This window comes from Cryobacterium sp. RTC2.1, from assembly GCF_035018685.1.
GTDB classification, from domain to species: domain Bacteria; phylum Actinomycetota; class Actinomycetes; order Actinomycetales; family Microbacteriaceae; genus Cryobacterium; species Cryobacterium glucosi.
The window spans coordinates 1-23,100 of record NZ_JASJXJ010000011.1 but is presented as its reverse complement, the minus strand read 5'-3'; the positions used below and the strand labels follow the sequence as shown (position 1 = coordinate 23,100).

Sequence of the window (23,100 nt, the reverse complement as noted above, 5' to 3'; positions counted from 1 at the left end):
GGCGACAGGACGGATTACCGGCTCGGCTGCGGGGTGGTGGTGTCCGTCCACTGGGTCAGGGCGACGATGAAGCCGTGGATCAGGCGTTCGAAGCTCCGGTTGATGTCTGCGCTCATGGCGAAGGACCCGCCGGTTTCGAACGAGATGAACCCGTGCAGGGTGGAACGGAAGGCGCGGATCGCGTCGATCGCGTCGTCGCCCTCGAGGTGGTACGCCGTGAGCACGTCGCTGATCAGCTGAACGATCGCGAGCGACACGGCTTCGTCCTCGAGGTCGCCCGGGGCGGGCATCCGGTTGGCGGCCTCATACCGCGCGGGGTGCTGCAGCGCCCACTGGCGGTAGGCGTGCGACATGGCCGAAATGGCATCCGCACCGGAGCGACCGACGGATGCCCGCGCAAGCACCTCGCCCATGTCGCGCTTCGCGTGCACGGCGATGTCGCGGTGGAGGCCGGCCATCGAATCGATGTGCTTATAGAGCGAGGGCTGGCGAACGCCGAGGCGCACGGCCAGTGCGGCGAGGGTGAGCGAGTTGAGGCCGACTTCGTCGGCCATCACGGCCGCCTCCTCCGCCACCCGGTCGCGGGTGAGCCCGACCCTAGGCACGGGTCCGTGCTCCAGCCGTGGCGCTGACCAGTCGTCGAGCGATAGCGGATGCTGTTTCCATGGGGCTAAGGATGACCTTCTTTCTGGCTAGTGTCAATAGCCAAACCGGCGCGAAGGCGAGCCGGCCTGACCGGCCTGCGTGCAGCATCCGCTAGTTTGATTTGGCTATTGCCACTAGCCAAAAGGGGATGCATAGTAGCTGCATGACCTCCTCAACTGACGCTTCGGCCGCAGCAACCCAGTACCTCGCCCGCCCCGAGGGGCGCATCGCCTATGACCTTCAGGGCGCCGGACCGCTTCTCGTGCTCGTGCCCGGCATGGGCGAGCTGCGGTCCTCCTATCGCTTCCTGGCCCCCGCGCTCGTCGCCGCCGGCTACTCGGTGGCGACCACCGACCTCCGCGGGCACGGCGACAGCGACACCACCTTCTCGTCCTACGGCGACGTCGCGACCGCCGGCGACATCCAGGCCCTGATCACGCAGCTCGGCCGGCCGGCGGTCATCGTCGGCAACTCCCTGGCCGCCGGAGCCGCCGTGATCGTCGCCGCGGAGCATCCCTCCCAGGTCGACGGTCTGGTTCTGGTCGGCCCGTTCGTGCGGAACCCGCCGTCGAACGTGTTCACCCGCGGGCTGTTCCGCGTGATGATGGCCCCGCTCTGGATCGCGCCGATGTGGAAGAGCTACCTGCCCACCCTCTACGCCGGTCGCAAGCCCGACGACTTCGCGGAGTACCGCACGGCGGTCGTGGCCAGCCTGAAGCGCCCGGCGTACGGCAAGGCCTTCTCGCTCACCACTCAGCAGACCACCCACGATCCCTCCGAGGCGAAGCTCAGCGCGGTGACCGCCCCCACGCTTGTCATCATGGGCGACAAGGACCCCGACTTCAAGGACCCGGCCGCCGAGGCGCGTTTCGTAGCGGATGCCCTTCACGGCTCGGTCGTGATGGTCGCCGACGCCGGCCACTACCCCCAGTCCCAGCAGCCGGACATCACCGCGGCGGCCATTCTCGGATTCGTGAAGACCCTGGCCCGCGCCTAGGTCGGGCTCTCTCCGGTGGACTCATGGGCGCGGTGCCCGTAGGTGCCGGAGGTGAGGACGCGGTAAGAGTCGGCGTGGGAGTCGCTCATCTCGCCTCCATTCTGCCGGGAGTCACTGGCGAAGGCCATGACCCGTGGCTAGCTGACGAGCGACTCCTTGCGCGTGAAACCCGAGAAGGGACGCAGGTAGGTCGAGCCGAAGCCGTCGAGGATTTCCTTCGCCGCGGCATCCGGTGTGCCGAACACGACGAAGCCCGTGATGTCGACGCCGTCGAGGAAGCGCTCGGCGAACTGGGGGAAGACCGTCGTGACGTGGCTGACGACAGCCTCTGAGTCTCGATACATTTCAAGAATGTGCACCACGGTCTCGTCGTCGTTGACGCTGTAGTCGTAGATGAGCGAGCCCTCTTCGGCCTTCGTCGCTGCCACGAGCGGCTCGATTGCTTCGGTGAAGTCCTGGAACTTGCCCGGCTTCACGTCGCAGGTCACTAGCCAGTAGATTTCTTCGCGCATGGTCGTTGCCTCTCTCGATACCTCACTCGGTGGATCCGCTGCGGTCTGGGCGCCAGAACAACCCGTCACGCCTTGGTCCGAACTATCGAGACCGATGCTAGAGCGCACGAACAGCCGGTCGCGGAGAGTGTCGAGTATCTGAACACCCGGGCCGATGCTCCGCACGACGCGGCGCTCGTGGTCTGTGCTGGGCGGGCGTGGTGTGGGTCGGGTGCGTTCGCGGTGGCGTCGGGGGATGCCCGTGGCCACGCCGTTGAAGGCTCGTTGCTCGCGGGCTATGGTCGGAGAACCTGAGGCGAGGACGCCGCGGGTTCGGCACGAAGGTGGAGGGAACAAGCGATGACGAATCACACGTACCGCGTCACGGAGATTGTCGGGACGTCGCCGGACGGAACGGATGCGGCCATCCGCAGCGGACTCGAGCGCGCGACCCGCACGCTGCGCAACGTGGACTGGTTCGAGGTGGTGGGCACCCGCGGGCATGTGGAGGACGGCGTGATCCACCACTTCCAGGTGACGCTCAAGGTCGGCTTCCGGCTGGACGACGCCGATGAGGTCGCCGATTCATGACCAAGTACCTCATCTCCTTCCCGAGCGACGCGATGGTAGTCACGGATGAGGAGTTCCCGGTCGTTGTCGCCGACTCCCATGCCGTCGTCGCGGAGGCGAAGGCCGCCGGCGTCTGGGTCTTCGGCGGGGGGATCGACGAGGGCGTCGCTCCGGTGCTCGTTGCCGCCGATGGGTCGGCGAGCGCTGAGCTCTATCCGGGCTCGGACCTCACGGGCGGGTTCACCGTGCTGGAGCTGCCGACCCGGGAGGATGCGGTCGAGTGGGCGCGGAGGATCGCGGTGGCCTGCCGGTGCGCGCAGGAACTCCGCGAGTTCGGGTACGACCCGGAGAGCTAGGGGCGCCGGGCCTCGAGGTCGGCGGGAGTGGCGGCATCGACCGGGCGTCGAGACCCAGTTGTCGGCCGGCATCCGCTCGCGCCGGTAACGTGTGTTACCTTGTAGTTGGCATAACAAGCAACCGGGTGTGACACGGTACACGACGCGAGGCGGGACCATGGCGATTGAGGGCGAGGCGATTCCGTCTCAACTGCGCAAGGGCGTGGTCGAGCTCGCCGTGCTCGCCCTGCTGCACCGGGGCGAGGCGTACGGCGCCGAGATCGTCGACCGGCTCGTCCAGTACCCGGGCCTCGCCATCAGCGCCGGCACCGCGTACCCGCTGCTGAACCGGCTGAAGAAGACCGGCCTGATCACCTCGGAGTGGCAGGAATCGCCCGTCGGCCCGCCGCGCAAGTACTACCGGCTGTCGCCCGCCGGCGAGCGGGCCTTCGTCGCGATGACGAAGGTGTGGACCGCGATGAGCGCCGACCTGACCGACCTCCTGGGAAAGGACGCGACCCGTGCGTGACCACTCCGAAGCGCTGCCCGGCGACGGGCTCCCGCCCGCCGGGGCAACCGCGCTGGTCGACGCCTACTTCGACCACCTGGGCGCCGCCGCGGCGCGACTGCGCATCGACATCGACGCGGACTCCCTCGCCGAGCTGCTGGCCCACGTCGAGCATCGCCTCGACGGGACCGATCGCAGCGACGACGCGGTGCGCCGGGTGCTTGCCGAGCTGGGCGAGCCCGAGGCGCTCGCGGGCGCCTATGCGGCCGACGATCCCGACTCCGACTCCGACTTCGATTCAAACTTCGACACCGACCGTGGTTTCGACTCCGGCATCGACCACGACGGGGGCACGGATGCCGCCGCTCGAGGCCCCCGGGACCTCGCCGCCGGGGGACTGCCGCGCACCCACCGGGCGGGCCGGTTCCTCGGCGTCCCCTACGACACGCGGCAGCCCACGTCGGAGCGCTTCGCGAGCCGGTCGTGGGACCCGAGCGACCCGAGCATCCTCGTGCCGAAGGCGCTCGGCATCGGCTGGACGGTCAACTTCGCCGCGCTCGCCGTGCGGGCGCACCTGATCCGGCCGGACGACGAGGACGAGCCGTTCGCCGAGGCGCCCGCGTGGGTGGTCACGGCGACGCTCGCTGCACCGATCCTCGCCGGGGTCGCGTTCGCCGCCCTCGCGGCCGCGACCTGGGCCGGTCTGCCCGAAACCGTCCCCTCGCACTGGGGACTCACCGGCGAGCCGGACGGCTACTCGAGCCGCACCGCCAACCTTCTGCTCCTGAGCGGGTTCGTGCTGCTGCCGCTGCTCGCCGCGGCCTGGGTGCACCTGGCCCGGCGTGGGGCGTGGAGCCGGGTCGCCGCATCCGCCGGGAGCTTCGCGCTTGCGCTCGTCGCGCTCGTCTGCCTCGTGCAGACCCTCTTCGCGGTGCAGGGCGGCGCCGGAATGTGGCCGACCTGGATCGGACTGTTCCTCGTGCTCGTGCTGCCATTGGGGTTGCTCGTGGGTGTTTCCCGGAGCGGTCGCGCCGCCGAACAGCGCCGCGACTTCGCGTCGGCCTCGAAGAAGGGTTCCGTGTCATGAATATGCCTTTGTCGTCACTCCCCGGGTGGGTGTGGATCGTCATCGCGGTGATCGGGGTCGTGCAGGTCACCCTCGACGTCATCGCGCTCGTCGACCTGTACCGGCGGCCTGCCGAGCGGGTTCTCACCGGCAACAAGTGGGTGTGGCTGGCCGTGATCCTGCTCGCCAACCTGCTCGGCGCCATCCTCTACCTGGTCGTGGGCCGGAAGCCCGCCGTGCTGGACGCGGCAGCGTCGGCACCCCGGCCGCCCGCGATCAGCCCCGACGCGGTTGCCGACTCCTTGTACGGGTCACGCAACGACGCCGCCGGGCAGCCGGGCACCGAGCCACGGAGTGAAGCCGGCCCGCGATGAGTCTCGCGATCCGCACCAGCGGCCTGACCAAGACCTACGGCGAGCACCGCGCGCTCGACAACGTCGACCTCGAGGTCGAGGAAGGCTCGATCTTCGGGTTCCTCGGCCCGAACGGAGCCGGCAAGACGACGCTGCTCCGGATGCTGACCGGGCTCGCCCGGCCGACGAGCGGCGGCGTGCAGATCCTCGGCCGCGACGTCACGGCGGTCGACGACTCGATCCGGGCCCGGATCGGCTTCCTGCCCGACGTGCCCGGCTTCTACGACTGGATGACCGCCGAGGAATTCCTCCGGTTCGTCGGCCGGCTCTTCGCGATCGACCGGCGCACCCTGGATGAACGTGTCGGCATGCTTCTCGGACTCGCCGGACTGACCGACGTGACCACCGCGATCGGCGGGTACTCCCGCGGCATGAAGCAGCGGCTCGGGGTCGCCCAGGCGTTGATCAACGCGCCGCAGCTGCTGCTCCTCGACGAGCCGACGAGCGCCCTCGACCCGATGGGACGCCGCGACGTGCTCGAGATGCTCAGCTCACTGCGCGGGCGGACCACCGTATTCTTCTCGACGCATATCCTCGCCGACGTCGAGCGGGTCTGCGACACCGTCGCCATTCTCGACCACGGGCGTGTGGTCGCGCACGGTCCGATCCAGGAGCTCACCTCCCGGTACGCCGAACGCAAGGTGATCCTCGAAGTCACGGATGCCGCGGGCGGCCTCGCGGAGGACATCTCCCGCGAGCCGTGGGCGACATCCGTTGCCGTGGGGCCCACCGGCGCCCTCGAAATCACCGTCACCGACATGGACGCTGCCCGCCGGGCCATCCCGGTGCTCGTCGCCGGCCGGCACGTCGGCTTGTGCCGCATGGATGCCGGTGAGCTGGGCCTCGAGGACGTCTTCGTCAGCCTGGTCGGAGGGGGGACCCGATGAGGGGATTCGCAGCGTTCGCGCGCAAGGAGGTCCTCGAGATCGTGCGGACCTGGCGACTCTGGGTGCTCCCGGGCATCGTGCTGTTCTTCGCGCTGACCGGCCCGGTGATGGCCCGGTTCACACCGGAGATCCTGCGAGCGGTCGCCTCGGACCAGCTCGGGCAGTTCACGCTCCCGGACCCGACGTATGCCGACGCCTACACGGGGTGGATCAAGAACCTGTCCCAGATCGTGCTGTTCGCGCTGATCATCGTCTACGGCGGCATCGTGTCGTCGGAGCGACGGAGCGGCACTGCGGTGCTCGTGCTGACCAAACCGGTGTCGCGTGGCGCGTTCATCCTCGCGAAGGCGACCGTCCATTCGGCGTTCCTCGCGATGCTCGTAGTCGCGGGCACGCTCGTCACCTGGGGCGGGACGGCGATCGTGTTCGGGGAGGCGCCCGGCGGGGCGCTCTGGTCGGCGTCGCTCGCCTGGCTGGTGTTCGGCATCCTGTTCGTCGCCCTGATGACGCTGCTCTCCGTGGTGATCAGCCCCACGGCCGGGGCCGCCGGTGCCGGGCTGGGCGCGTATGCGCTCGTGTCGATCGCCGCACTGTGGACGCCCCTCGGCACCTATTCACCGGCGGCGCTGACCGGCGTGCCGACGTCGCTCGCGCTCGGCAAGTCCGTCGAAACGTTCTGGCCGGTGTGCACGGCGCTGCTGCTGGCCGCAGCCCTGGTCGCGCTCGCGGTCGCCGCCTTCCGGCGGAAGGAACTCTAGGCCCGACGGGCGGTGCCCGCAGAGCGGGCGCTGCGGGGACCTACCTGTCGAGGGCCGTCGCCGGCTCGACGACCCCGGCGTCCATGAGGGGTACCGGGATGAGCGGTTCGAGCGTGGCGGGAACGGCGTTTTCGGAGCCGGCCGCACGCACGGCCGCGATGCCGCCGAGGATGAGCGCGCCGCCGAGGAGCTGGAGGGGCGTGAGCTGTTCGCCGAGCAGCAGCCAGGCGAACAGGGCCGCGAAGACGACCTCGAGCAGCGAGACGAAGGAGGCGAGCCGCGACCCGAGGACCTCGGCCGAGGTGATGCCGGCGACGTAGGCGAGCGCGGTGCTGACGACCGCGACGATGACGAGCGGCACCCACCACGGCAGGGCGGTGCCCGCGAGCGGCACCGGGCCGAACGTCGCGGAGAGGGGGAGAACGCCGGTGACGCCCAACCCGCCGAGTACGAGGCCGCCGAGCACGAGTCCCGCGGCCGCGAACCCGACCGGAGGCAGCCCGTCGCTCGGGCGGGCGGCGATCACGAAGTAGATCGCGCAGCCGACCATGGCACAGGCGGCTAAGGCGAGGCCGAGCGGGTCGACCGCGTGAATCGCGCCGGGGCCGACCACGAGCACGAGCCCGCCGACGGCGAACAGCGACCCGACCAGGACCAGGGCGTGCGGGATGCGCCGGGTCATCACCCACACGACGCCGACCAGGAGCAGCGGCGCGAGGAGTTCGATGAGCGCGGCCGTGGCCACGGGAATGGTCTGGATCGCGGCGAAGTAGAAGAATTGGGTGGCCGAGACGCCGGCGAGGGCCATCGCGAGCACGCGCCACCGTGCGCGCCACAGGGCGGGCCAGGATCCGCGCAGCGAGACCAGGGCGAGTGGCAGCAGCACGAGCCCGCCGACGAGCACGCGTGCGGTGACGGCGGCGCTCGGGGACCAGCCGGCCTCGAGCAGGGGCTTGATGAACGCGCCGGAGGTGCCGAAGGAGAGCGAGCCGATGACCGCCACGACGAGACCCGCGGAGGGGGACGAGATCTTCATGGGGGCTCCTTCTGCTGCCGGCTCGGCTTCCGACTTCTGTCACGCGCACCGCTGCGCGCACAGCGTTACGGTCTACTATTGGGTATGACCATAACGTTAGGCGATGGTCGGGTAAGGAGTCAACATGCAGTTTGCCCATGACACCGTGGAGTCGCTCGAGTTCGCGGTCGACCTTGGCAACACCGATCCCGCGGCCTCCCGGAGCGGCACGGATGAGCTCGCGACCCTCGACCAGCTCGCGGACTTCCTCGCCGGGTATCCCTTCTCCGGCCGCATCGACGGCGACGAGCGCGAGCGACTCGACGTGCTGCGCGCCCGCGACGAGGTGCGGCTCGTCTGGACCCGCGACCGCGACACCGCCGCGCTCCAGGTCAACGCCATGCTCGCCGAGGCCCGGGCCCTGCCGTACCTCGCCCGGCACGACGCGTCCGACTGGCACCTGCACGCGACCACGCCCGACGCCCCGCTCGGCGAACGCCTGCGCGTGGAAGCCTCGCTGGCCCTGATGGACGTGATCCGGATGGACGAGATGCAGCGGCTGCGCACCTGCGAAGCGGATGACTGCGCCGGCCTGATCCTCGACCTCTCGCGCAACGGGTCCAAGCGCTTCTGCAGTGCGCGCTGCGGAAGCCGGATGAACATGATCGCGTTCCGAAAGCGGAAGGGCGCGGACCCGCAGGGCTGACGCAGGCTAGAGCGGCCGGCTCTCCAAGGGCTGAATCGGGGAGGCGACGGGACCGGGCTCGCGGAGGTCGTATAGCTGCGAGCTATAATCCGTGCATGAACACAGCGGAGAGCATTCTCGAGGCACGCACGCGCGCCGGGCTCTCGCAGAGCCAGCTCGCCGTGCGCGCCGACGTGCCGCAGCCGAATCTCTCCGCCTATGAGTCCGGTCGGGTGCAGCCGCGCCCCGAAACCCTCGCCCGCATCATGGCCGCGACCGCCGAGCGACCATCGGTCGTGCTGCAGCGGGGGCGCGAGCGCGTGATCGAGCTGGCCGCACGCCGCCGCGCCGGCAATGTGCGGGTCTTCGGGAGCATCGCCCGGGGCACGGATGCCGTCGGCAGCGACATCGACCTCCTCGTCGCATTCGCGCCCGAGGCCTCAATCCTCGATGCGGCGGGCCTGGTCCTCGATCTTGAACACCTTCTCGGCGTGCGGGTGGACGTCATGAGCGACCGGGCCGAGGGCAGCATCCGCGATCGTGCCGTCGCCGAAGCGGTGCCCCTGTGAGCGTGACCCGATGACCCACGAATTCGACCGAACGGATGCGCTGCTCGCGGACATCCGCGACCTTGTGCGTCACGCGCGCCTCATCACTGCTCGCGGACGGGACGTCTTCTTCGACCGGGCGGACCGCACCCAGCAGCTCGCGGCCAAGGCCATAGTGATCGACCTGCAAACCGCGGTCGAGCGGCTCCCGGCTGAGTACCGGGACAAACACCCGGAGGTGGCCTGGGCAGAGTTGCGTGCAATGCGAAACTATCTCGCCCACGACTACGCGAACACCGACTATCAGATCGTCTGGAATGCGCTCGCCACGGACTTTCCCCGGCTTCTGCGGCAGCTGGGCCTTGCCGAGGACTGAGGCCGCGGGTTGAGGTCACCTTGCTCGATTCCCTTGCGCGATCGTGCGGGAGACGGGTACCGTGGCAGCTACGCCACACGACGAGAGGAGCCGTCCCATGATTCAGTCCAACATTCCCGCAGTGAACTGCCTCGCCGTCGGCCTCGTCGGCGTCTTCACCGCCTGACCGGCGCGAGTTTCCGCCACCGGTTCTGCGGTGGTGACGCCCTCGATGTCCGCACGCAGCCAGCGCTTTCCGCGCCCCGGGATCAATCCCGTTCCCTGACGTCGCACTCCTGACGACGTCCCTTTTTGCGCCGCCTCGGCGGCCCCGCCGGTGCACTCGACGGATGCCTCCGCATCCGTTCTGGGCACCGCCACAGTGAGGCTCACTCTCATGACCACAACGCTGTCGACCACTGCCGGTCGCCACGACCACCCGCTGCACCCGCAGCCCGAACCGGACCCGCACTCCGGATCCGAACGCGCATCCGCTGACCGCAACCTGCGTCCCCTCGGCCGCATCGATCGCCTGGCGCTGCACCTCGGCGTCGCCCTGATCCGGTGGGGACGTCGGCCGCGGGTGCAGCGCCCGGTCGCCGCCGTCGACTGGGAGGCCGTCCGGCTCGTACGCGAGGAACGCGAGCGGGCTCTCGAGCGCCAGCACGCGGACCTGCTCCGCTACCGGATGACCACGCCCTATCGGTGACCGGTGAAACGGAACTCCGTCCTACGGAGTTCCGTTTCACCGGAACAATCGGGCGGTGTCAGTGGTTTGAGTTTCAATAGCTGCACCGCCCCAACATCTTGACCGCACTTCTCGACGGGACCTTCACATGGCTGAAATCGCCACCGCCACCACCACACACGAGAACACGAACCACGGTTCACCGGGGGCGGGTGCCGCGGCCGCCCCCGCCCCGGCGGCCCTCGGCGTGCGCAACCGACTCGTCATCACCCTGCTCCTCATCTCCACCTTCGTCGTGATCCTGAACGAGACGATCATGGGCGTGGCGCTGCCGCGTCTGATGGAAGACCTCAGTATCTCGGCGAGCGCAGCCCAGTGGCTCACGAGCGCGTTCATGCTCACGATGGCCGTGGTCATCCCGATCACGGGGTTCCTGCTGCAGCGCTACAACACGCGGCCGGTGTTCATCGCGGCGATGACCCTGTTCAGCACCGGAACGCTCATCGCAGCGCTCGCACCCGGGTTCACCGTGCTGCTCGTCGCCCGGGTGGTGCAGGCCACCGGCACGGCGATCATGTTCCCTCTGCTGCTCACGACCGTGATGACGCTCGTGCCGGCGGCGCACCTCGGCCGGATGATGGGCAACATCTCCATCGTGATCTCGGTCGCACCGGCGATCGGCCCGACGATTTCCGGGGCGATCCTGAGCGTGCTCGACTGGCGCTGGATGTTCATCCTCGTGCTGCCCATCGCGCTGACCGCGCTCGTCGTCGGCGGCATCCTGATGAAGAACGTCACGACGCCGACCAAGACCCCGATCGACGTGCTCTCGGTGATCCTCTCCGCGCTCGGCTTCGGTGGGCTCGTCTACGGGCTGAGCAACCTGGGCGCTGCGGGCGGCGGCATCGGTTCGGTGTCCGGCTGGTTGCCGCTCGCCGTCGGCGCGCTCGGCCTCACGGCTTTCATCCTGCGTCAGCTGTCCCTGCAGAAGCGCAACCGCGCCCTGCTCGACCTGCGCACCTTCCGCTCGCGCACCTTCACGTTCGCGATCGTGATGATGGCGATCAGCATGATGGCCCTGTTCGGCACCATCATCCTGCTGCCGATCTACATTCAGACCGTGCTCGGCCTCGACACGCTCACCACCGGGCTGATGCTGCTGCCCGGGGGGCTCGTGATGGGCCTGCTCGCGCCGCTCGTGGGACGGCTCTACGACAGGTCGGGCCCCACCCGGCTCCTCGTCACTGGCTCGGTGATCGTGAGCGCGGTGTTCTGGGGGATGACCCTGCTGAACGAGCACAGCGCGCCCTGGATGGTCGTCGCTGCGCACGTGACCCTGAGTCTCGGCCTCGCCCTGCTCTTCACTCCGCTGTTCACCGCGGGGCTGGCGGCTGTGCGCCCCGAGCTCTACTCGCACGGCAGCGCCATGGTTGGCACAATTCAGCAACTCGCCGGCGCGTTCGGCACCGCCCTGTTCGTGACGGTGATGGCCTCCGTCGCCGCGTCGCAGCTGGCCACCGGTGTGACCGCAGTGACCGCAACGAGCGCAGGGATCCACGCGGCCTTCCTCTGCGGCGCCGTGATCTCGCTGTTCGCGATCCCGGCGGCGTTCTTCATCCGCCGCACGCCGGCGGTCGAGGGCGCGGATGCCGACGCACCGGCCGGAGCGCACGGCCACTGACGCGCGCAGGCCCCTCCGGTGTAACGTCGTGGTAACGAAACTGGGGGGATCTTCGGCATGGCGTCTTCACTTCTTTCTTCACTTGATAAGCCCGATCAGCAGGCTGTTCCGCGGAAGGACTCGCGGTCGGAAACTGAGCCGCTCGTGCACATCAGCAACTTCCGGATGGACTTCGGCCGCACCACCGTGATCCGCGACCTGTCCTTCGACATCAACCGGGGCGAGACCTTCGGGTTCCTCGGGTCCAACGGATCCGGCAAGACCACCACCATCCGCGCGCTGCTCGGGATCTACCAGCCCACCGCCGGTCTGCTGCACATCAACGGGAAGCCGTTCAGCCCCGAGGACGGCGCCACCCTCGGCTACCTGCCCGAGGAACGCGGCCTGTACAAGAAGGAATCCGTCATCGACGTGATGACCTATTTCGGGCGCCTCAAGGGACTCAGCCGATCGAACGCGCACTCCTGGTCGCTGCAGTATCTCGAACGGGTCGCGCTGGCCGATAAGGCGAAGGTGCGGCTCGACAAACTGTCGGGCGGCCAGCAGCAGAAGGTGCAGCTCGGCGTCACGATCATGAACGACCCGGAGCTGCTCATCCTCGACGAGCCGACCAAGGGCTTCGACCCGGTCAACCGCAAACTTCTGATGGACATCATCGAAGACCAGAAACGCGCCGGCGCCACCGTGCTGATGGTCACCCACCAGATGGAAGAGGTCGAGCGCCTCTGCGACCGGATCGTGCTCCTGAAGAACGGTGAGGCCGAGGCATACGGCACCGTCGAAGACGTGCAGGACCAGTACGGCGGAACCGTGGTCCGGGTCCGCTACTCCGGCGAGATCCCCGACTCTCCGCACTACACGGTCACCCGGCTCGAGAGCAGCTACGCCGAACTGACCGTGACCGGCCCGATCGACGAGGCCGTCATCCTGCGCGAACTGATGGATGCGGGGGTGACCGTTCGCGAGTTCACCGCCGGTCGTCCTTCCCTCGACGACATTTTCGTCGCCGTCTATGGTGACCAGAACACCGGTGATCAGAACCCCGGCGACCAGAACGCCGGCGCTACTGCCGGTGAACGTAACGGAACGGCGGGGGAGTAGACCATGGCTCGGCACAATCTCGGCACCGTCGTCTCCTTCGAAGTGACCCGCACGCTCAAGAAGAAGCAGTTCTGGCTCACGACCCTGCTCGTGCCAGTGGTGATCGGCATCGTGATCGCGCTCATCGTGCTGTCCAACACCTCCACGGAGAGCAAGGTCGACTCGCAGAAGGACGCGACCCTCCGGTTCACCTACAGCGACGCATCCGGTTACATCGACCCGGCCATCGCCACCGCGTTCGGGGGCACCCTCGCCGCCGACCCCGACCAGGCGATCGCGGACGTGAAGTCGGGCGCATCGGCGGCCTACTTCTCCTACCCGGCCGAACCGACGAAGGAGGCCACCACGGTCTACGGCGCCGACGTCGGCATCTTCGACAACGGCAAGTACTCCTCGGTGGCGACCCAGTTGATGGTCGCCAGCGCCCAGGCGAAGATCGGCGACCAGACGTTGACCGGACTGGCGCGGGGCTCCTTCCAGGTCGATGCGATCACCTATAAGGACGGCGCGGTCTCCGGCGGAATCCTCGGTGCCGTCGCCCCCCTGCTCTTCCTGCTGATCTTCTACGTCGTGATCGTGATGCTGGGCAACCAGATGCTCACGAGCACCCTCGAGGAGAAGGAGAACCGGGTCACCGAGATGATCCTGACCACCCTCAACCCGACGACCCTGATCATGGGCAAGATCATTTCCCTGTTCATCATCGGGATCGTGCAGATGCTCGTGTTCATCCTGCCGGTGCTGGTCGGCTACCTGTTCTTCCGCACCTCGCTGAGCCTGCCCGATGTGGACCTCTCCCAGCTCATCGTCAACCCCGGCCAGATGGTCGTCGGCGCCCTGCTCCTGATCGGTGGGTTCACCCTGTTCATGGGCACCCTCGTCGCAGCCGGGGCGATCATGCCCACCGCCAAGGAGGCTAGCCAGGTCTTCGGTATCGTGATGGCGCTCGTGTTCGTGCCCCTCTACGCGGTGTCGCTCGTCGTGTCCGATCCGCACGCGCTGATCGTGCAGCTCTTCACGTTCTTCCCGTATTCCGCGCCGGTGACGGCGATGCTCCGGAACGGACTGGGCTCGCTGAGCCCCCTGGAGTCCGGCATCGTCATCGCGGAACTCTTCCTGCTCGGCGGAATCGTGCTCCGGCTCGCGGTACAGCTGTTCCGCTACGGCTCGGTCGAATACACCAAGCGGGTCTCGCTGCGTACCGTGTTCGCGCGCTCGCGGCGGTGAGCGCGGGAGTCGTTCCGTGCGGAGGGAAACGTGGCGCCGAGCATTCATGAGCTGTTCAGGAGCGTTTCGCAGTCCCGTCAAGAACGACTTTTAGTCTCTCGGTGACCAGCACCGCGGCAACGAACTGCGCGCGCCGATGCGTGTGCGGCCTCTCGCTGCTGGTCAGACGGAGGAAGATTGATCACCCCACGCACCCTGATCACATCCCTGGCTGCCACGGCCGTGCTTGCGATCGGCCTCACCGGATGCTCCGGCACGGCCGCGAGCGGAACCGCCACCACCGATGCCGCAACAGCCACCAGCCTGAGCGCATTCGGCGACCTGCCGGCCCTCGAGAACGCAGCCAAGGCGGAAGGCAATCTCAACGTCATCGCCCTCCCTCGTGACTGGGCGAACTACGGCGCCGTGCTCGACGCGTTCTCGAAGAAGTACCCCGAGATCACGATCAACGAAGCCTCCCCGGACGGCTCGAGCGCCGAGGAAATCCAGGCGGCGGACACTCTGAAGGGGCAGGACACCGCGCCAGACGTCTTCGATCTGGGCCTGGCCGTAGCCCTGTCCAGTACCGACCGGTTCGCCCCGTACAAGGTGGCCACCTGGGCCGATATCCCCGACGCCCTCAAGGAAGCCACCGGGCTCTACACCGGCGACTACGGCGGATACCTGGCCGTCGGCTATGACCCCGACGCCGTCCCGGCGCCGACGCAGCTGAGCGACCTGCTCGGCGCAGCCTACAAGGGCAAGGTCGCCATCAACGGCGACCCGACCCAGGCCGGGGCCGCGTTCGCCGCCGTCGGGATGGCGACCGTGCAGAACGGTGGCACCGTCGACAACTTCCAGCCCGGAATCGACTTCTTCACCAAGCTCAACGCCGCGGGCAACTTCGTCAAGATCGACCCGACCCCGGCCACGATCGCTTCCGGCGAGACCCCTGTCGTCTTCGACTGGGACTACCTCAATGTCGGCTACGGCACCAAGCTCGCCGGTCAGCGCAACTGGAAGGTCGTCGTGTTCCCGGGCACCGGCTACGCCGGGTACTACAACCAGGCCGTGAGCAAGGACGCCCCGCACCCCGCCGCAGCCCGGCTGTGGCAGGAGTTCCTCTACAGCGACGAAGGCCAGAACCTCTGGCTCGCCGGTGGTGCACGCCCTGCGCGTGCCGAAGCGATGACGGCCGCGGGCACCATCGACGCGGCACTGTTGGGCGCCCTTCCGACGGCCCCCACGGAGACCGTGGTCCCGACCAAAGAGCAGAGCGCAGCCGCGGCTACCCTGCTCGGCGCGACCTGGGCCGCCGCTGTCCAGTAGCACCCGCACAACGGCAGCAGCCTTCGGGCTGCTGCCGTTCGCGGTCTACGTGCTCCTCTTTCTCGCCGTGCCGACGCTGATCGCCGTCGGTACCGGATTCTTCGACAAGTCCGGCTCGTTCACCCTGGCGACGGTCGCGGCACTCGGTAACCCCGTGGTGCTCAACGCGTTCGCCAATTCCCTGTGGTTGTCCGCCCTCACCGCGGTGCTTGGCGCGTTGGTCGGCGCGATCGCGTGTTACGGGCTGCTCGGCGCACGTCCGGACGGGGCCCTCCGCACGGTGGTCGATTCGCTCAGCGGAGTCCTCGCCCAATTCGGCGGCGTGATGCTGGCCTTCGCGTTCGTCGCCACCATCGGCATCCAGGGCATGGTCACGCTCATCCTGCGCGACACCTTCGGCCTGGACATCTTCGCGGGCGGTGTCTGGCTCTATGAATTGCCCGGGCTGGTGCTGCCCTACTTCTACTTCCAGGTGCCGCTGATGATCATCACGTTCATGCCCGCTCTCCAGGCCCTCAAACCGACCTGGGCCGAGGCCAACGCCACCCTGGGCGGGAGCACCGCCTCCTACTGGCTGAGGATCGCCGGCCCGGTTCTCGCGCCCTCCTTCCTCGGCAGCCTCCTCTTGCTGTTCGCGAACGCGTTCTCGTCGTATGCGACCGCTGCGGCGCTCACGAGCCAGGGCTCCCAGATCGTGCCGCTGCAGATCCGGTCGGCGCTGACCAGCGAGACGGTGCTCGGCCGGGAGAACCTGGCCGGTGCGCTCGCCCTCGGGATGGTCGTGGTGATGGTGGTCGTCATGGCCGGCTATTCGGCCCTGCAATCGAGGGCCGCACGGTGGCAGCGGTGACCGGCCCGATCGTGCGGGAGGGCGTAGCGCACGCTCCTTCGCGCGCCGTGCGCGCCCTGATCCTGGGTGTGATCGGTTTCCTCTTCGTCATTCCGTTCGTGGCCATGGTCGAGTTCACCCTCCGCAAGGGACTGGCCGGTGGCCACGATTTCTCCCGCTGGAGCGCGCTGTTCCAGGGCGGTCTCACCGGGCCGTACCGCCAGGTGCTCGTTGCCGTCGGCAATTCGGTCGGCCTGGCCGTCGGAACGGTGCTGATCGTGCTCCTGCTGCTCGTGCCTACGATGCTGCTGGTGCACATCCGTTTTCCCCGGCTGCGACGCCTGCTGGAATTCGTCTGCATCCTGCCGATCAGCATCCCGGCGATCGTCCTCGTCGTCGGACTGGCGCCGGTCTACTCGGTGCTCTCCCGGCTCGCCGGCAGCGGAGTCTGGACGCTGTCCCTGGCATACGGCATCATCGTGCTGCCGTACGCCTACCGGGCGATCCAGGCCAACCTCGATGCCGTTGACGTGCGCACGCTGAGCGAGGCGGCCCGCACCCTGGGAGCAGGCTGGGGGAGCGTGCTGTTCCGCGTGCTTCTGCCCAACCTGCGCCGTGGCCTGCTGGCCGGCGCATTCATAGCGGTCGCCGTGGTCCTCGGCGAATTCACCATCGCGTCGCTGCTGAGCCGGGTGAACCTGCAGACCGCGCTCGTCGTGGTCAGCAAGGCCGACCCGTACACGGCCGTGATCCTGTCCCTGCTTTCGCTGATCCTCGCGTTCCTGCTGCTCCTTCTCATCGGCCGCCTGGGCGCCGAACGCACCCGCTCGCCACGACACCGCCCCATCGGAGGCAGGCAATGACCCGCAACACGAGCAACACCCCGCTGGACACGCCGACCGGGAGCACCGCGCCGGCTCCCTCCGGTCAGGCTGCTCAGACGGAGGTGTCGTCGAGCGCAGCCACGCACCGCCACGGAGCCGTCGTCGAATTCTCGGGCGTCACCAAGGATTTCGGGGGACACCGAGCCCTCGCCGGATTCGACCTCACCCTGCACGCCGGCGAGTTCGTGGCGCTTCTCGGCCCGAGCGGAAGCGGCAAGACCACGGCACTCCGGGCGCTCGCCGGTCTCGAATCGACGGATGCCGGCATCATCCTGGTCGACGGAGTCGACGTGTCCACCCTCCCGACGAGCCGGCGCGACATGGGCATGGTCTTTCAGGCCTACTCCCTGTTCCCGCATCTGAGCGCGGGCGAGAACGTCGAATTCGGGCTGCGGATGCGCGGGGTCGCCGCCGCGGCTCGCCGTCGTCGAGCCGGGGACGCCCTCGCGCTCGTCGGCCTCGCGGACCACTACGACCGATTCGCCCACCAGCTGTCCGGCGGTCAGCAGCAGCGGGTCGCACTGGCCCGCGCCCTGGTCACCGAACCCCGGGTGCTCCTGCTCGACGAGCCGCTCTCCGCTCTCGACGCCAAGGTGCGGGTGACCCTGCGCGAGGAGATCCGGCGGATCCAGACCGAGCTGGGCATCACGACCCTGTTCGTGACGCACGATCAGGATGAGGCGCTCGCGATCGCCGACCGGGTCGCAGTCATGCGCGACGGCCGGATCGAGCAGGTCGGTACCCCCGAAGACCTCTACTCCCGGCCGGTCTCGCCGTTCATCGCCGATTTCGTCGGCCTGAGCAACCAGCTGACCGGAATGGTGCGCAACGGATTCGCGGAGCTGTACGGCACACGGCTGCCCCTTCTCGACCCGTCGCAGGCGGACGGGACCGTACTCGTCGCGGTGCGGCCGGAAGACCTCGAGCTCTCCGCGGACGGGGTGGCGGGCGTCGTCACCGCTTCCAGCTTCCACGGGTCGCTTCGCCGCACCCGGGTGCGGTTCGCCGACGGTGCCGAGGTCTCGGTGCAGCACGGCGTGCGCGTGCACCCCGCTCCCGGCGACGCCGTGCGGGTGCGCTTCACCGGTGCTCCGGTCTCCGTCGCAGCGGCCGCGAACCCGGTGCAGGCCGGGTCCCGTCCGTAACGGCTACGCAGCCGGGGCTGGCACGCGCACGGTGAGGCCGCCCGGGGAGATCCAGGTCTTGAACGCGATGGCCGAGCCGAATTCGTCGCCGTCGAGCTCGATCTCCTCCTGCCGGTGCAGGCGCAGCACGAGCTCGGTTCCGGTCGCGTAGTTGAGGGCGTCGACATCCGTTGTCCGGAACCGGCGCCCCAGGCGCGTGCGGCTGAGCACCCCGTTCTCCCAGATCACCTTGGAGACGATCTGCACCCAGCCGAGCACGCCCTTCGGCTTGAGCACGACGATGTCGAAATGACCGTCGTCGACGACCGCGTCGGGCAGCAACACGATCTCCGCCGGAAGCAGGCCGCAATTGCCGATCATGATCGTGTGGGCCCGCATGGACTGCGCGGGCTGCTTGTCGAGGCTGTACCGGAAGTGCAGGTCATTCCGGTCCTGCCCCACGGCGACGAGGGCCTTCACGTAGGCCAGCCAGCCGACCTTCGCCTTGAGGTCGTCGTCGGTGTTGGCGAGCATCTTGGCATCGAGGCCGAGACCGGCCATGACCAGGTAGGCGTGCCGGTCGACCGTGCCGTCGGCGCGCCGGATGTCGATCATGCCCACGTCGATGGGGCGGTCGGTCCCGGTGAACGCCGAGCGGATCGACCCTGCGGCATCGTCGAGGGCGAGTTTGAGGTTGCGGGCGAGTAGGTTCCCGGTGCCAGAGGGCAGCAGGACGAGCGCGCGATCGGTGCCGTGCACGACCTCGGCGACCGCGCGCACGGTGCCGTCGCCGCCCGCCACGATGATGACGGATGCGCCCGCTTCGATCGCCTGCCGGGCCGCGCCCTGTCCCGGGTCGTCTTTCGAGGTCTCGAACCAGAGCGTCTCCGGCCAGCCCGCGGCGGACTCTTCGGTAGCGACGGAGGCCTTGAGCGCGGGAAGGTCGACCTTGATCGGGTTGTAGACGACCGCGGCCAGGCGGGTCCGGGCGTCCGGGGCGGTTCCGTTTCCGGTCGCGTCGGGATCCGTCAGCTCTGTGTTTGTCATGGGGTGTCCTCCGGGTTCTGTGCGGGAAGCCTAGCGCCCCGCAGGCTCGGCGGTCACCGTCGTGCGACATCCGTCACCTGTAAGACGGTTCTTCGGCGGAATTGTCACGCCGATCGGCCAGAATTCCCTGAGCCTCTCTGTTCAGGGGGTGCGGTCAAGGTCCCGCGGGAGCCACCAGCCACGGGGCAGCGCGCCGGCCGACGCGAGGTCGAGCTCGCGCCGCCAGCCACGCTCCAGGCCGAACAGAATGGCGTAGGCGAGCAGCGGGTCGTTGAGGTCGGCGACCTCGACGGATGCCCGGCGCTGGGTGTACAGCGCGCCGGACGGGCTCTGCAGGAAGTTGATCCGGAGCTGCTCGGCGACCCGGATGTACTCCCGCAGGCCGAGCAGGTGCTCCCGGGCGAGGGCGCCCTTCCGGGTCAGCGGGTAGCGGGTCACGGCGAGCGTGAAGGCGCTGAAGGTGACGGCGGCGCTCGCCACGCTCACCCAGAACAGCAACCAGGCCTGCGATTCGATGCCGTCGTAGGCGAGCTGGCGGGAGAGACCCCATTGCAGGGCGGTCGTGGCGATGACGCCCCAGGTCAGCAGGTCCCTGACGAAACCGTTCGGCACCCGCCGGTAGCCCTCCGCGAGGGACCGGCGCCAGCCGCGCAGGCTCAGTTGCCGGAATGCCGGTCGCAGCAGGCCGCCGCGCACGTCGAGGCGAACGGGTCGCATCGAGCGTTTGGCGGGACGTCTCTTCGTGCTGATGATGCGGGCGTCGCCGAAGACGGCGTTGAGCAGGTCCTTGTCGGCGTCGGTCAGGGCCGCCTCATTCACGTATTCGAACTCGTACCAGTGCCGGCCGGCGGGGGAGTTCGCGCCGTCGTTGCCGCCGTCGACCCTGCCGTCGGTCACGGGGCTCACCCGGAGCAGTCGCACGTTGCCGCGCACGGCCAGGTCGAGCAGGGAAGCCACGATCGACCGGCGGCTCCGGCCCAGAATGTGTGAGGCGAGCATGAGGTCGACGCCCGCCTGGGGCGTGCTCTCGGCGATGACGATGCCGCGACCGGAGGCATTCCGCCACACCGTGGCCCGGGCGAGGAGCCCGAGCAGGAGCAGCCCGACGCCCACCAGGATCGGCAGGAACGGCGCGAGCAGGCGCATCCACTCGAGTAGCGAGCGGTCGGAGGGCATGAAAGTGCCGTCGGCGAAGTGGAATTCCACCCAGACCGTGCCGAACGGCGGCAGCGTGGACAACACCCGGTTGTGGAAGACCGCCTGCCCGGGCTGGGCGAGGGGATCGTCGTCGGCGACCCGGTCGAATGCGGCGGTGCTGCCCAGGATCGCCCAGGCGACGCCCCAGCTCGGTTCTCCGGTCAAGTGCGCCGCGAGGGCCTTGTCCATGCGCACGGTCACGTCGACGCCGCCTATTCCCTGCAACCAGCGTTCGCCCGTCACGCTCCAGTTCAGGCTGTCTTCGAACGCGGTGTTCTGGGCGTCCTGGACATGATCGGTCAGCTCGGTCTGCACGTAACGGATCAGGAATCGGTGGTCGCCGACGAGTCGTGCGCCGGTGTCGGTGGAGATCTTCCAGGTGTCGCCGCTGCGGGTGACCGTGAACGGAACGGCGGTGCCCCCGGCATCCGTCACCGAGGTCACGGTGGTGTGCACGGTATGGCCCCGGCTCTCGGCGACCAGGTAGCGGGTGATGCCGGTGGCCGTTGAGTCGGAGCCGAATATTCCATCGACGGTCTCGAGCACGCTCGCCCGCGAGTGGCCCTGCGCGTCGGCGTCGAGCGTGTAGTCGACGGAGAGGTTGCGGATCAGGAACTCGTCTGCGGAGGTCTTGGCCGGGTGCAGGTACTCGTCGAGGGTGTCGGGCGGGGTGAGGTCCTTGCCGAGCAGCATGGCCAGCCCGGCCAGGGTGAGGAGCAGGCACATCGTGCGGAGGATCAGCCGCTTGCGACCGATGCCGATCGCATCCGCCCAACGATCGAGGCGTTCCAGGCGCCGGCCGAATACGGCGACGAAACCGGATGCCGGTGGTGCCGCCGGCGCCGGTGGGCCGGCGTTGTGCGCTGGGCTGGAGCTGGAGTCGGCCATCCCGCCAGCCTACGGGCGGTTCGGGAACGCCTCGCCCGCGCCCGTATTGCCAGGGCAGCCATCGCTCCACTGGATCGTGCCCGACATCCTCGGCGTGCTGATGTGGGCCTGGTTCGTCTGGACGGGGATCGCGTTGATCCGGCTCGGGCTGCGGACCCCGCGGGTATAGCGTGGCGCTATGCCCACCCTGCCACCCATCGATCGGGTCAGTGCGGACGATCTGATGTCGCTCGCCACCGAACGAGGATCCTCGCCCATGCAGGTCGGAGCGGTGCTGTTTCTCGATACTCGTGCGGGCCTCGACACAGAGGTGGCCCTCGGCGTGCTCGCCGACCGCATCCGCCGGGTGCCGCGGCTGCGGCAACGTCTGATCGACGTGCCCATCGGATGCGGCCGGCCGGCCTGGGTCGACGACCCCGACTTCGACGTGTCGCGGCATCTGTCCTCGCGAGTGTGCCCGGCGCCCGGGGGAGAGGCGGCGGTCCTCGACATCGCCGCGGGGCTGCTCGGCACCCGGCTGTCGCGTTCCCGGCCGCTCTGGGTCGCGGTGCTCGTGACCGGGGTCGGTGCGGGTGCGCCGGCCTCACCGGACGACCGAGCCGCGCTCATCATCGTGTTCCACCACGTGCTCGCCGACGGGATGGGCGGCCTCGCCGTGATGTCGAGCCTCGTCGACCGCCCCGCGGATCCCCTGCCGCGAAAGCGGGTGAATCGTCGGTCTGGGGTGCCCATAACGACGATTCACCCGCTTTCGGGAAAGGGTTCTGGGGGGATGCCCTCTGTCTCGGCGCTCGCGCGTGACGCGTGGGCGGGCAGGGTTCGCGTGGTGCCGCAGCTGCCGGCCTCCCTGGCGCGTGCGGTCGGCGGCCTCCTCGCCTTGCGCGGATCGATCGGCGCCCCGCGCCTGGCCCGCACCTCGCTCAACGTGCCGACCGGGCCGCGGCGGCGCTTCGTGTCGATCCGGCTCGACCTGGGGCGTGTGCTCGCGGTCGGCCACGCGCACAACGCCACGGTCAACGACGTCGTGCTCACGGCGATCGGCGGCGCGCTGCACGGGCTGCTCGAGCAGCGCGGCGAGCGGCAGGAGACCTTCGTGTTGTCGGTGCCGTTCTCGGGTCGGCGCCAGGCTGCCGCGGGCGAACTGGGGAACCAGAGCGGGGTGATTCCGATTCGTGTGCCCGGGGTCGGGCATCCGTTCACTCGGCTGGATGCCGTCGCCACCGCCACGAGGGCGGCGAAACTCGCGCCCGCGGGCGCGTCGACGGCGTTGCTCGGGCCGTTCTTCCGGCTGCTCGCGCGGCTCGGACTGTTCCAGCGGTTCATCAGCCGGCAGCGGAGCATCCACTCCTTCGTGACCAACCTGCGCGGGCCGGCGGAGCCTCTCGCGATCTTCGGGTGCCCGGTCACCGGCCTCGTGCCCCTGACCGGTCCCACCGGAAACGTGACGGTGTCGTTCGCCGTGCTCTCCTACGCCGGCGGCATCGAGGTCACCCTCGCCGCCGACCCGTACACCTGCCCAGACCTGGACGCCCTCCGCGCGCTCCTCGAGCACGAGTTCGCCGCCCTGCTGCACCCCTGACGCGTGGGCATGGCTCCTGCAAATTCTTCGGTTGCGAACCCGCGGGCGCGTAACTCCGGGCTCGTTTCGGCCAGTGTCAGAGGCAGGCGAAGACGGTCAGGTCCCACTGTCTCGTCTCAAAGGCAATCTGGACGATGTATGAGTACGCGAAGTCGTAGTCGAAGGTGTACGTGCTGCCACCCTCGACCATGATGTCGTCGAAAGCCTCGCCCTGGCACATGGGTTGGTAGTTGGCGTTGTTGTGGACAACGGGCGGGTCCAGGAAGGTGGGGTG

Annotated in this window: 27 protein-coding genes; 21 read left to right on the top strand and 6 right to left on the bottom strand. The window is 68.8% G+C overall.

What is annotated here, in order from left to right; all coding sequences use genetic code 11:
* Window positions 1-14: 14 nt before the first annotated feature.
* A complete protein-coding gene (locus QN357_RS02930; protein ID WP_322137735.1) occupies window positions 15-605 on the bottom strand; it encodes a TetR/AcrR family transcriptional regulator in 591 nt (196 codons plus the stop codon).
* A gap of 203 nt (window positions 606-808) precedes the next feature.
* Between QN357_RS02930 and QN357_RS02925 the strand changes: the two genes are divergently transcribed.
* The gene (locus QN357_RS02925; RefSeq protein WP_323504463.1) at window positions 809-1,642 is read left to right on the top strand and encodes an alpha/beta hydrolase; all 834 of its coding nucleotides are present in this window, start codon (window positions 809-811) and stop codon (window positions 1,640-1,642) included.
* A gap of 137 nt (window positions 1,643-1,779) precedes the next feature.
* Here the strand turns inward: QN357_RS02925 and QN357_RS02920 are convergent, their stop codons facing one another.
* Entirely contained in the window at window positions 1,780-2,154 is a 375-nt protein-coding gene (locus tag QN357_RS02920) for a putative quinol monooxygenase (RefSeq protein ID WP_323504461.1), read from the bottom strand.
* Between the two features lie 339 nt (window positions 2,155-2,493).
* Here QN357_RS02920 and QN357_RS02915 point away from each other — a divergent pair, with 339 nt between their 5' ends.
* From QN357_RS02915 to QN357_RS02885, 7 genes are all read left to right on the top strand, one after another.
* Window positions 2,494-2,724, top strand: a complete 231-nt coding sequence (locus QN357_RS02915) for a dodecin (RefSeq protein WP_134445971.1) — start codon at window positions 2,494-2,496, stop codon at window positions 2,722-2,724.
* Window positions 2,721-3,059, top strand: coding sequence for a transcription initiation protein (locus QN357_RS02910; RefSeq protein ID WP_323504458.1), 339 nt, complete (start codon window positions 2,721-2,723; stop codon window positions 3,057-3,059). The genes QN357_RS02915 and QN357_RS02910 overlap by 4 nt, the downstream gene beginning before the upstream one ends.
* Window positions 3,060-3,216: 157 nt before the next feature.
* Window positions 3,217-3,567: a PadR family transcriptional regulator gene (locus QN357_RS02905; protein ID WP_134561462.1), complete on the top strand. Its 351-nt coding sequence runs from the start codon at window positions 3,217-3,219 to the stop codon at window positions 3,565-3,567.
* A complete protein-coding gene (locus QN357_RS02900) occupies window positions 3,560-4,633 on the top strand; it encodes a DUF1648 domain-containing protein (protein ID WP_323504456.1) in 1,074 nt (357 codons plus the stop codon). The genes QN357_RS02905 and QN357_RS02900 overlap by 8 nt, the downstream gene beginning before the upstream one ends.
* Entirely contained in the window at window positions 4,630-4,986 is a 357-nt protein-coding gene (locus QN357_RS02895) for a PLD nuclease N-terminal domain-containing protein (RefSeq protein WP_323504454.1), read from the top strand. Before QN357_RS02900 ends, QN357_RS02895 begins: the two co-directional genes overlap by 4 nt.
* Window positions 4,983-5,912 carry an ABC transporter ATP-binding protein gene (locus QN357_RS02890; RefSeq protein ID WP_134445967.1) on the top strand — a complete coding sequence of 310 codons (930 nt, stop codon included), beginning with the start codon at window positions 4,983-4,985 and terminating at the stop codon, window positions 5,910-5,912. Before QN357_RS02895 ends, QN357_RS02890 begins: the two co-directional genes overlap by 4 nt.
* Entirely contained in the window at window positions 5,909-6,670 is a 762-nt protein-coding gene (locus tag QN357_RS02885) for an ABC transporter permease (RefSeq protein WP_134559630.1), read from the top strand. The genes QN357_RS02890 and QN357_RS02885 overlap by 4 nt, the downstream gene beginning before the upstream one ends.
* A 40-nt stretch (window positions 6,671-6,710) precedes the next feature.
* Here QN357_RS02885 and QN357_RS02880 read toward each other — a convergent pair whose 3' ends face one another.
* Window positions 6,711-7,706, bottom strand: a complete 996-nt coding sequence (locus tag QN357_RS02880; RefSeq protein ID WP_323504452.1) for a DMT family transporter — start codon at window positions 7,704-7,706, stop codon at window positions 6,711-6,713.
* A gap of 124 nt (window positions 7,707-7,830) precedes the next feature.
* On the opposite strand from QN357_RS02880, the gene QN357_RS02875 reads away from it, so the two are divergent.
* From QN357_RS02875 to QN357_RS02825, 11 genes are all read left to right on the top strand, one after another.
* Window positions 7,831-8,391, top strand: a complete 561-nt coding sequence (locus tag QN357_RS02875) for a CGNR zinc finger domain-containing protein (RefSeq protein ID WP_134445964.1) — start codon at window positions 7,831-7,833, stop codon at window positions 8,389-8,391.
* Between the two features lie 95 nt (window positions 8,392-8,486).
* Window positions 8,487-8,939 (top strand): helix-turn-helix domain-containing protein, encoded by a 453-nt coding sequence (locus QN357_RS02870; RefSeq protein ID WP_134445963.1) that lies wholly within the window; start codon window positions 8,487-8,489, stop codon window positions 8,937-8,939.
* A gap of 10 nt (window positions 8,940-8,949) precedes the next feature.
* Window positions 8,950-9,294 carry a DUF86 domain-containing protein gene (locus tag QN357_RS02865; protein ID WP_323504448.1) on the top strand — a complete coding sequence of 115 codons (345 nt, stop codon included), beginning with the start codon at window positions 8,950-8,952 and terminating at the stop codon, window positions 9,292-9,294.
* Between the two features lie 376 nt (window positions 9,295-9,670).
* Window positions 9,671-9,982, top strand: a complete 312-nt coding sequence (locus QN357_RS02860) for a hypothetical protein (RefSeq protein ID WP_134445961.1) — start codon at window positions 9,671-9,673, stop codon at window positions 9,980-9,982.
* Window positions 9,983-10,109: 127 nt separating this feature from the next.
* Window positions 10,110-11,642: an MDR family MFS transporter gene (locus tag QN357_RS02855; RefSeq protein ID WP_323504445.1), complete on the top strand. Its 1,533-nt coding sequence runs from the start codon at window positions 10,110-10,112 to the stop codon at window positions 11,640-11,642.
* A gap of 165 nt (window positions 11,643-11,807) precedes the next feature.
* Complete coding sequence (locus QN357_RS02850; protein WP_323504504.1) at window positions 11,808-12,743, top strand: ATP-binding cassette domain-containing protein; 936 nt, start codon at window positions 11,808-11,810, stop codon at window positions 12,741-12,743.
* 3 nt (window positions 12,744-12,746) lie between these two features.
* Entirely contained in the window at window positions 12,747-13,970 is a 1,224-nt protein-coding gene (locus QN357_RS02845) for an ABC transporter permease (RefSeq protein ID WP_134561471.1), read from the top strand.
* Window positions 13,971-14,147: 177 nt separating this feature from the next.
* Complete coding sequence (locus QN357_RS02840) at window positions 14,148-15,278, top strand: ABC transporter substrate-binding protein (RefSeq protein ID WP_134445958.1); 1,131 nt, start codon at window positions 14,148-14,150, stop codon at window positions 15,276-15,278.
* Between the two features lie 49 nt (window positions 15,279-15,327).
* Window positions 15,328-16,128, top strand: coding sequence for an ABC transporter permease (locus QN357_RS02835; RefSeq protein WP_416347606.1), 801 nt, complete (start codon window positions 15,328-15,330; stop codon window positions 16,126-16,128).
* Complete coding sequence (locus QN357_RS02830) at window positions 16,125-16,970, top strand: ABC transporter permease (protein WP_241975406.1); 846 nt, start codon at window positions 16,125-16,127, stop codon at window positions 16,968-16,970. Before QN357_RS02835 ends, QN357_RS02830 begins: the two co-directional genes overlap by 4 nt.
* A complete protein-coding gene (locus QN357_RS02825) occupies window positions 16,967-18,136 on the top strand; it encodes an ABC transporter ATP-binding protein (protein WP_134445956.1) in 1,170 nt (389 codons plus the stop codon). Before QN357_RS02830 ends, QN357_RS02825 begins: the two co-directional genes overlap by 4 nt.
* A 3-nt stretch (window positions 18,137-18,139) precedes the next feature.
* Here QN357_RS02825 and QN357_RS02820 read toward each other — a convergent pair whose 3' ends face one another.
* The gene (locus tag QN357_RS02820; protein ID WP_134559621.1) at window positions 18,140-19,162 is read right to left on the bottom strand and encodes a diacylglycerol/lipid kinase family protein; all 1,023 of its coding nucleotides are present in this window, start codon (window positions 19,160-19,162) and stop codon (window positions 18,140-18,142) included.
* Between the two features lie 141 nt (window positions 19,163-19,303).
* Window positions 19,304-21,247: a DUF2207 family protein gene (locus tag QN357_RS02815; RefSeq protein ID WP_323504441.1), complete on the bottom strand. Its 1,944-nt coding sequence runs from the start codon at window positions 21,245-21,247 to the stop codon at window positions 19,304-19,306.
* 46 nt (window positions 21,248-21,293) lie between these two features.
* On the opposite strand from QN357_RS02815, the gene QN357_RS02810 reads away from it, so the two are divergent.
* Together QN357_RS02810 and QN357_RS02805 are read left to right on the top strand one after the other, a co-directional pair.
* The gene (locus QN357_RS02810; protein ID WP_277870855.1) at window positions 21,294-21,416 is read left to right on the top strand and encodes a hypothetical protein; all 123 of its coding nucleotides are present in this window, start codon (window positions 21,294-21,296) and stop codon (window positions 21,414-21,416) included.
* 9 nt (window positions 21,417-21,425) lie between these two features.
* A complete protein-coding gene (locus QN357_RS02805) occupies window positions 21,426-22,826 on the top strand; it encodes a wax ester/triacylglycerol synthase domain-containing protein (RefSeq protein WP_323504438.1) in 1,401 nt (466 codons plus the stop codon).
* Window positions 22,827-22,902: 76 nt separating this feature from the next.
* Here QN357_RS02805 and QN357_RS02800 read toward each other — a convergent pair.
* A partial coding sequence (locus QN357_RS02800) for a hypothetical protein (protein ID WP_323504437.1) occupies window positions 22,903-23,100 on the bottom strand: 198 nt, incomplete at its 5' end.

Excerpts from the sequence above, each read along its gene's own strand:
- QN357_RS02925 (WP_323504463.1), top strand. The coding sequence starts at position 809 with ATGACCTCCTCAACTGACGCTTCGGCCGCAGCAACCCAGTACCTCGCC.
- QN357_RS02920 (WP_323504461.1), bottom strand. The coding sequence starts at position 2,154 with ATGCGCGAAGAAATCTACTGGCTAGTGACCTGCGACGTGAAGCCGGGC.
- QN357_RS02915 (WP_134445971.1), top strand. The coding sequence starts at position 2,494 with ATGACGAATCACACGTACCGCGTCACGGAGATTGTCGGGACGTCGCCG.
- QN357_RS02910 (WP_323504458.1), top strand. The coding sequence starts at position 2,721 with ATGACCAAGTACCTCATCTCCTTCCCGAGCGACGCGATGGTAGTCACG.
- QN357_RS02905 (WP_134561462.1), top strand. The coding sequence starts at position 3,217 with ATGGCGATTGAGGGCGAGGCGATTCCGTCTCAACTGCGCAAGGGCGTG.
- QN357_RS02895 (WP_323504454.1), top strand. The coding sequence starts at position 4,630 with ATGAATATGCCTTTGTCGTCACTCCCCGGGTGGGTGTGGATCGTCATC.
- QN357_RS02890 (WP_134445967.1), top strand. The coding sequence starts at position 4,983 with ATGAGTCTCGCGATCCGCACCAGCGGCCTGACCAAGACCTACGGCGAG.
- QN357_RS02885 (WP_134559630.1), top strand. The coding sequence starts at position 5,909 with ATGAGGGGATTCGCAGCGTTCGCGCGCAAGGAGGTCCTCGAGATCGTG.
- QN357_RS02880 (WP_323504452.1), bottom strand. The coding sequence starts at position 7,706 with ATGAAGATCTCGTCCCCCTCCGCGGGTCTCGTCGTGGCGGTCATCGGC.
- QN357_RS02875 (WP_134445964.1), top strand. The coding sequence starts at position 7,831 with ATGCAGTTTGCCCATGACACCGTGGAGTCGCTCGAGTTCGCGGTCGAC.
- QN357_RS02870 (WP_134445963.1), top strand. The coding sequence starts at position 8,487 with ATGAACACAGCGGAGAGCATTCTCGAGGCACGCACGCGCGCCGGGCTC.
- QN357_RS02865 (WP_323504448.1), top strand. The coding sequence starts at position 8,950 with ATGACCCACGAATTCGACCGAACGGATGCGCTGCTCGCGGACATCCGC.
- QN357_RS02860 (WP_134445961.1), top strand. The coding sequence starts at position 9,671 with ATGACCACAACGCTGTCGACCACTGCCGGTCGCCACGACCACCCGCTG.
- QN357_RS02855 (WP_323504445.1), top strand. The coding sequence starts at position 10,110 with ATGGCTGAAATCGCCACCGCCACCACCACACACGAGAACACGAACCAC.
- QN357_RS02850 (WP_323504504.1), top strand. The coding sequence starts at position 11,808 with ATGGACTTCGGCCGCACCACCGTGATCCGCGACCTGTCCTTCGACATC.
- QN357_RS02845 (WP_134561471.1), top strand. The coding sequence starts at position 12,747 with ATGGCTCGGCACAATCTCGGCACCGTCGTCTCCTTCGAAGTGACCCGC.
- QN357_RS02825 (WP_134445956.1), top strand. The coding sequence starts at position 16,967 with ATGACCCGCAACACGAGCAACACCCCGCTGGACACGCCGACCGGGAGC.
- QN357_RS02820 (WP_134559621.1), bottom strand. The coding sequence starts at position 19,162 with ATGACAAACACAGAGCTGACGGATCCCGACGCGACCGGAAACGGAACC.
- QN357_RS02815 (WP_323504441.1), bottom strand. The coding sequence starts at position 21,247 with ATGGCCGACTCCAGCTCCAGCCCAGCGCACAACGCCGGCCCACCGGCG.
- QN357_RS02805 (WP_323504438.1), top strand. The coding sequence starts at position 21,426 with ATGCCCACCCTGCCACCCATCGATCGGGTCAGTGCGGACGATCTGATG.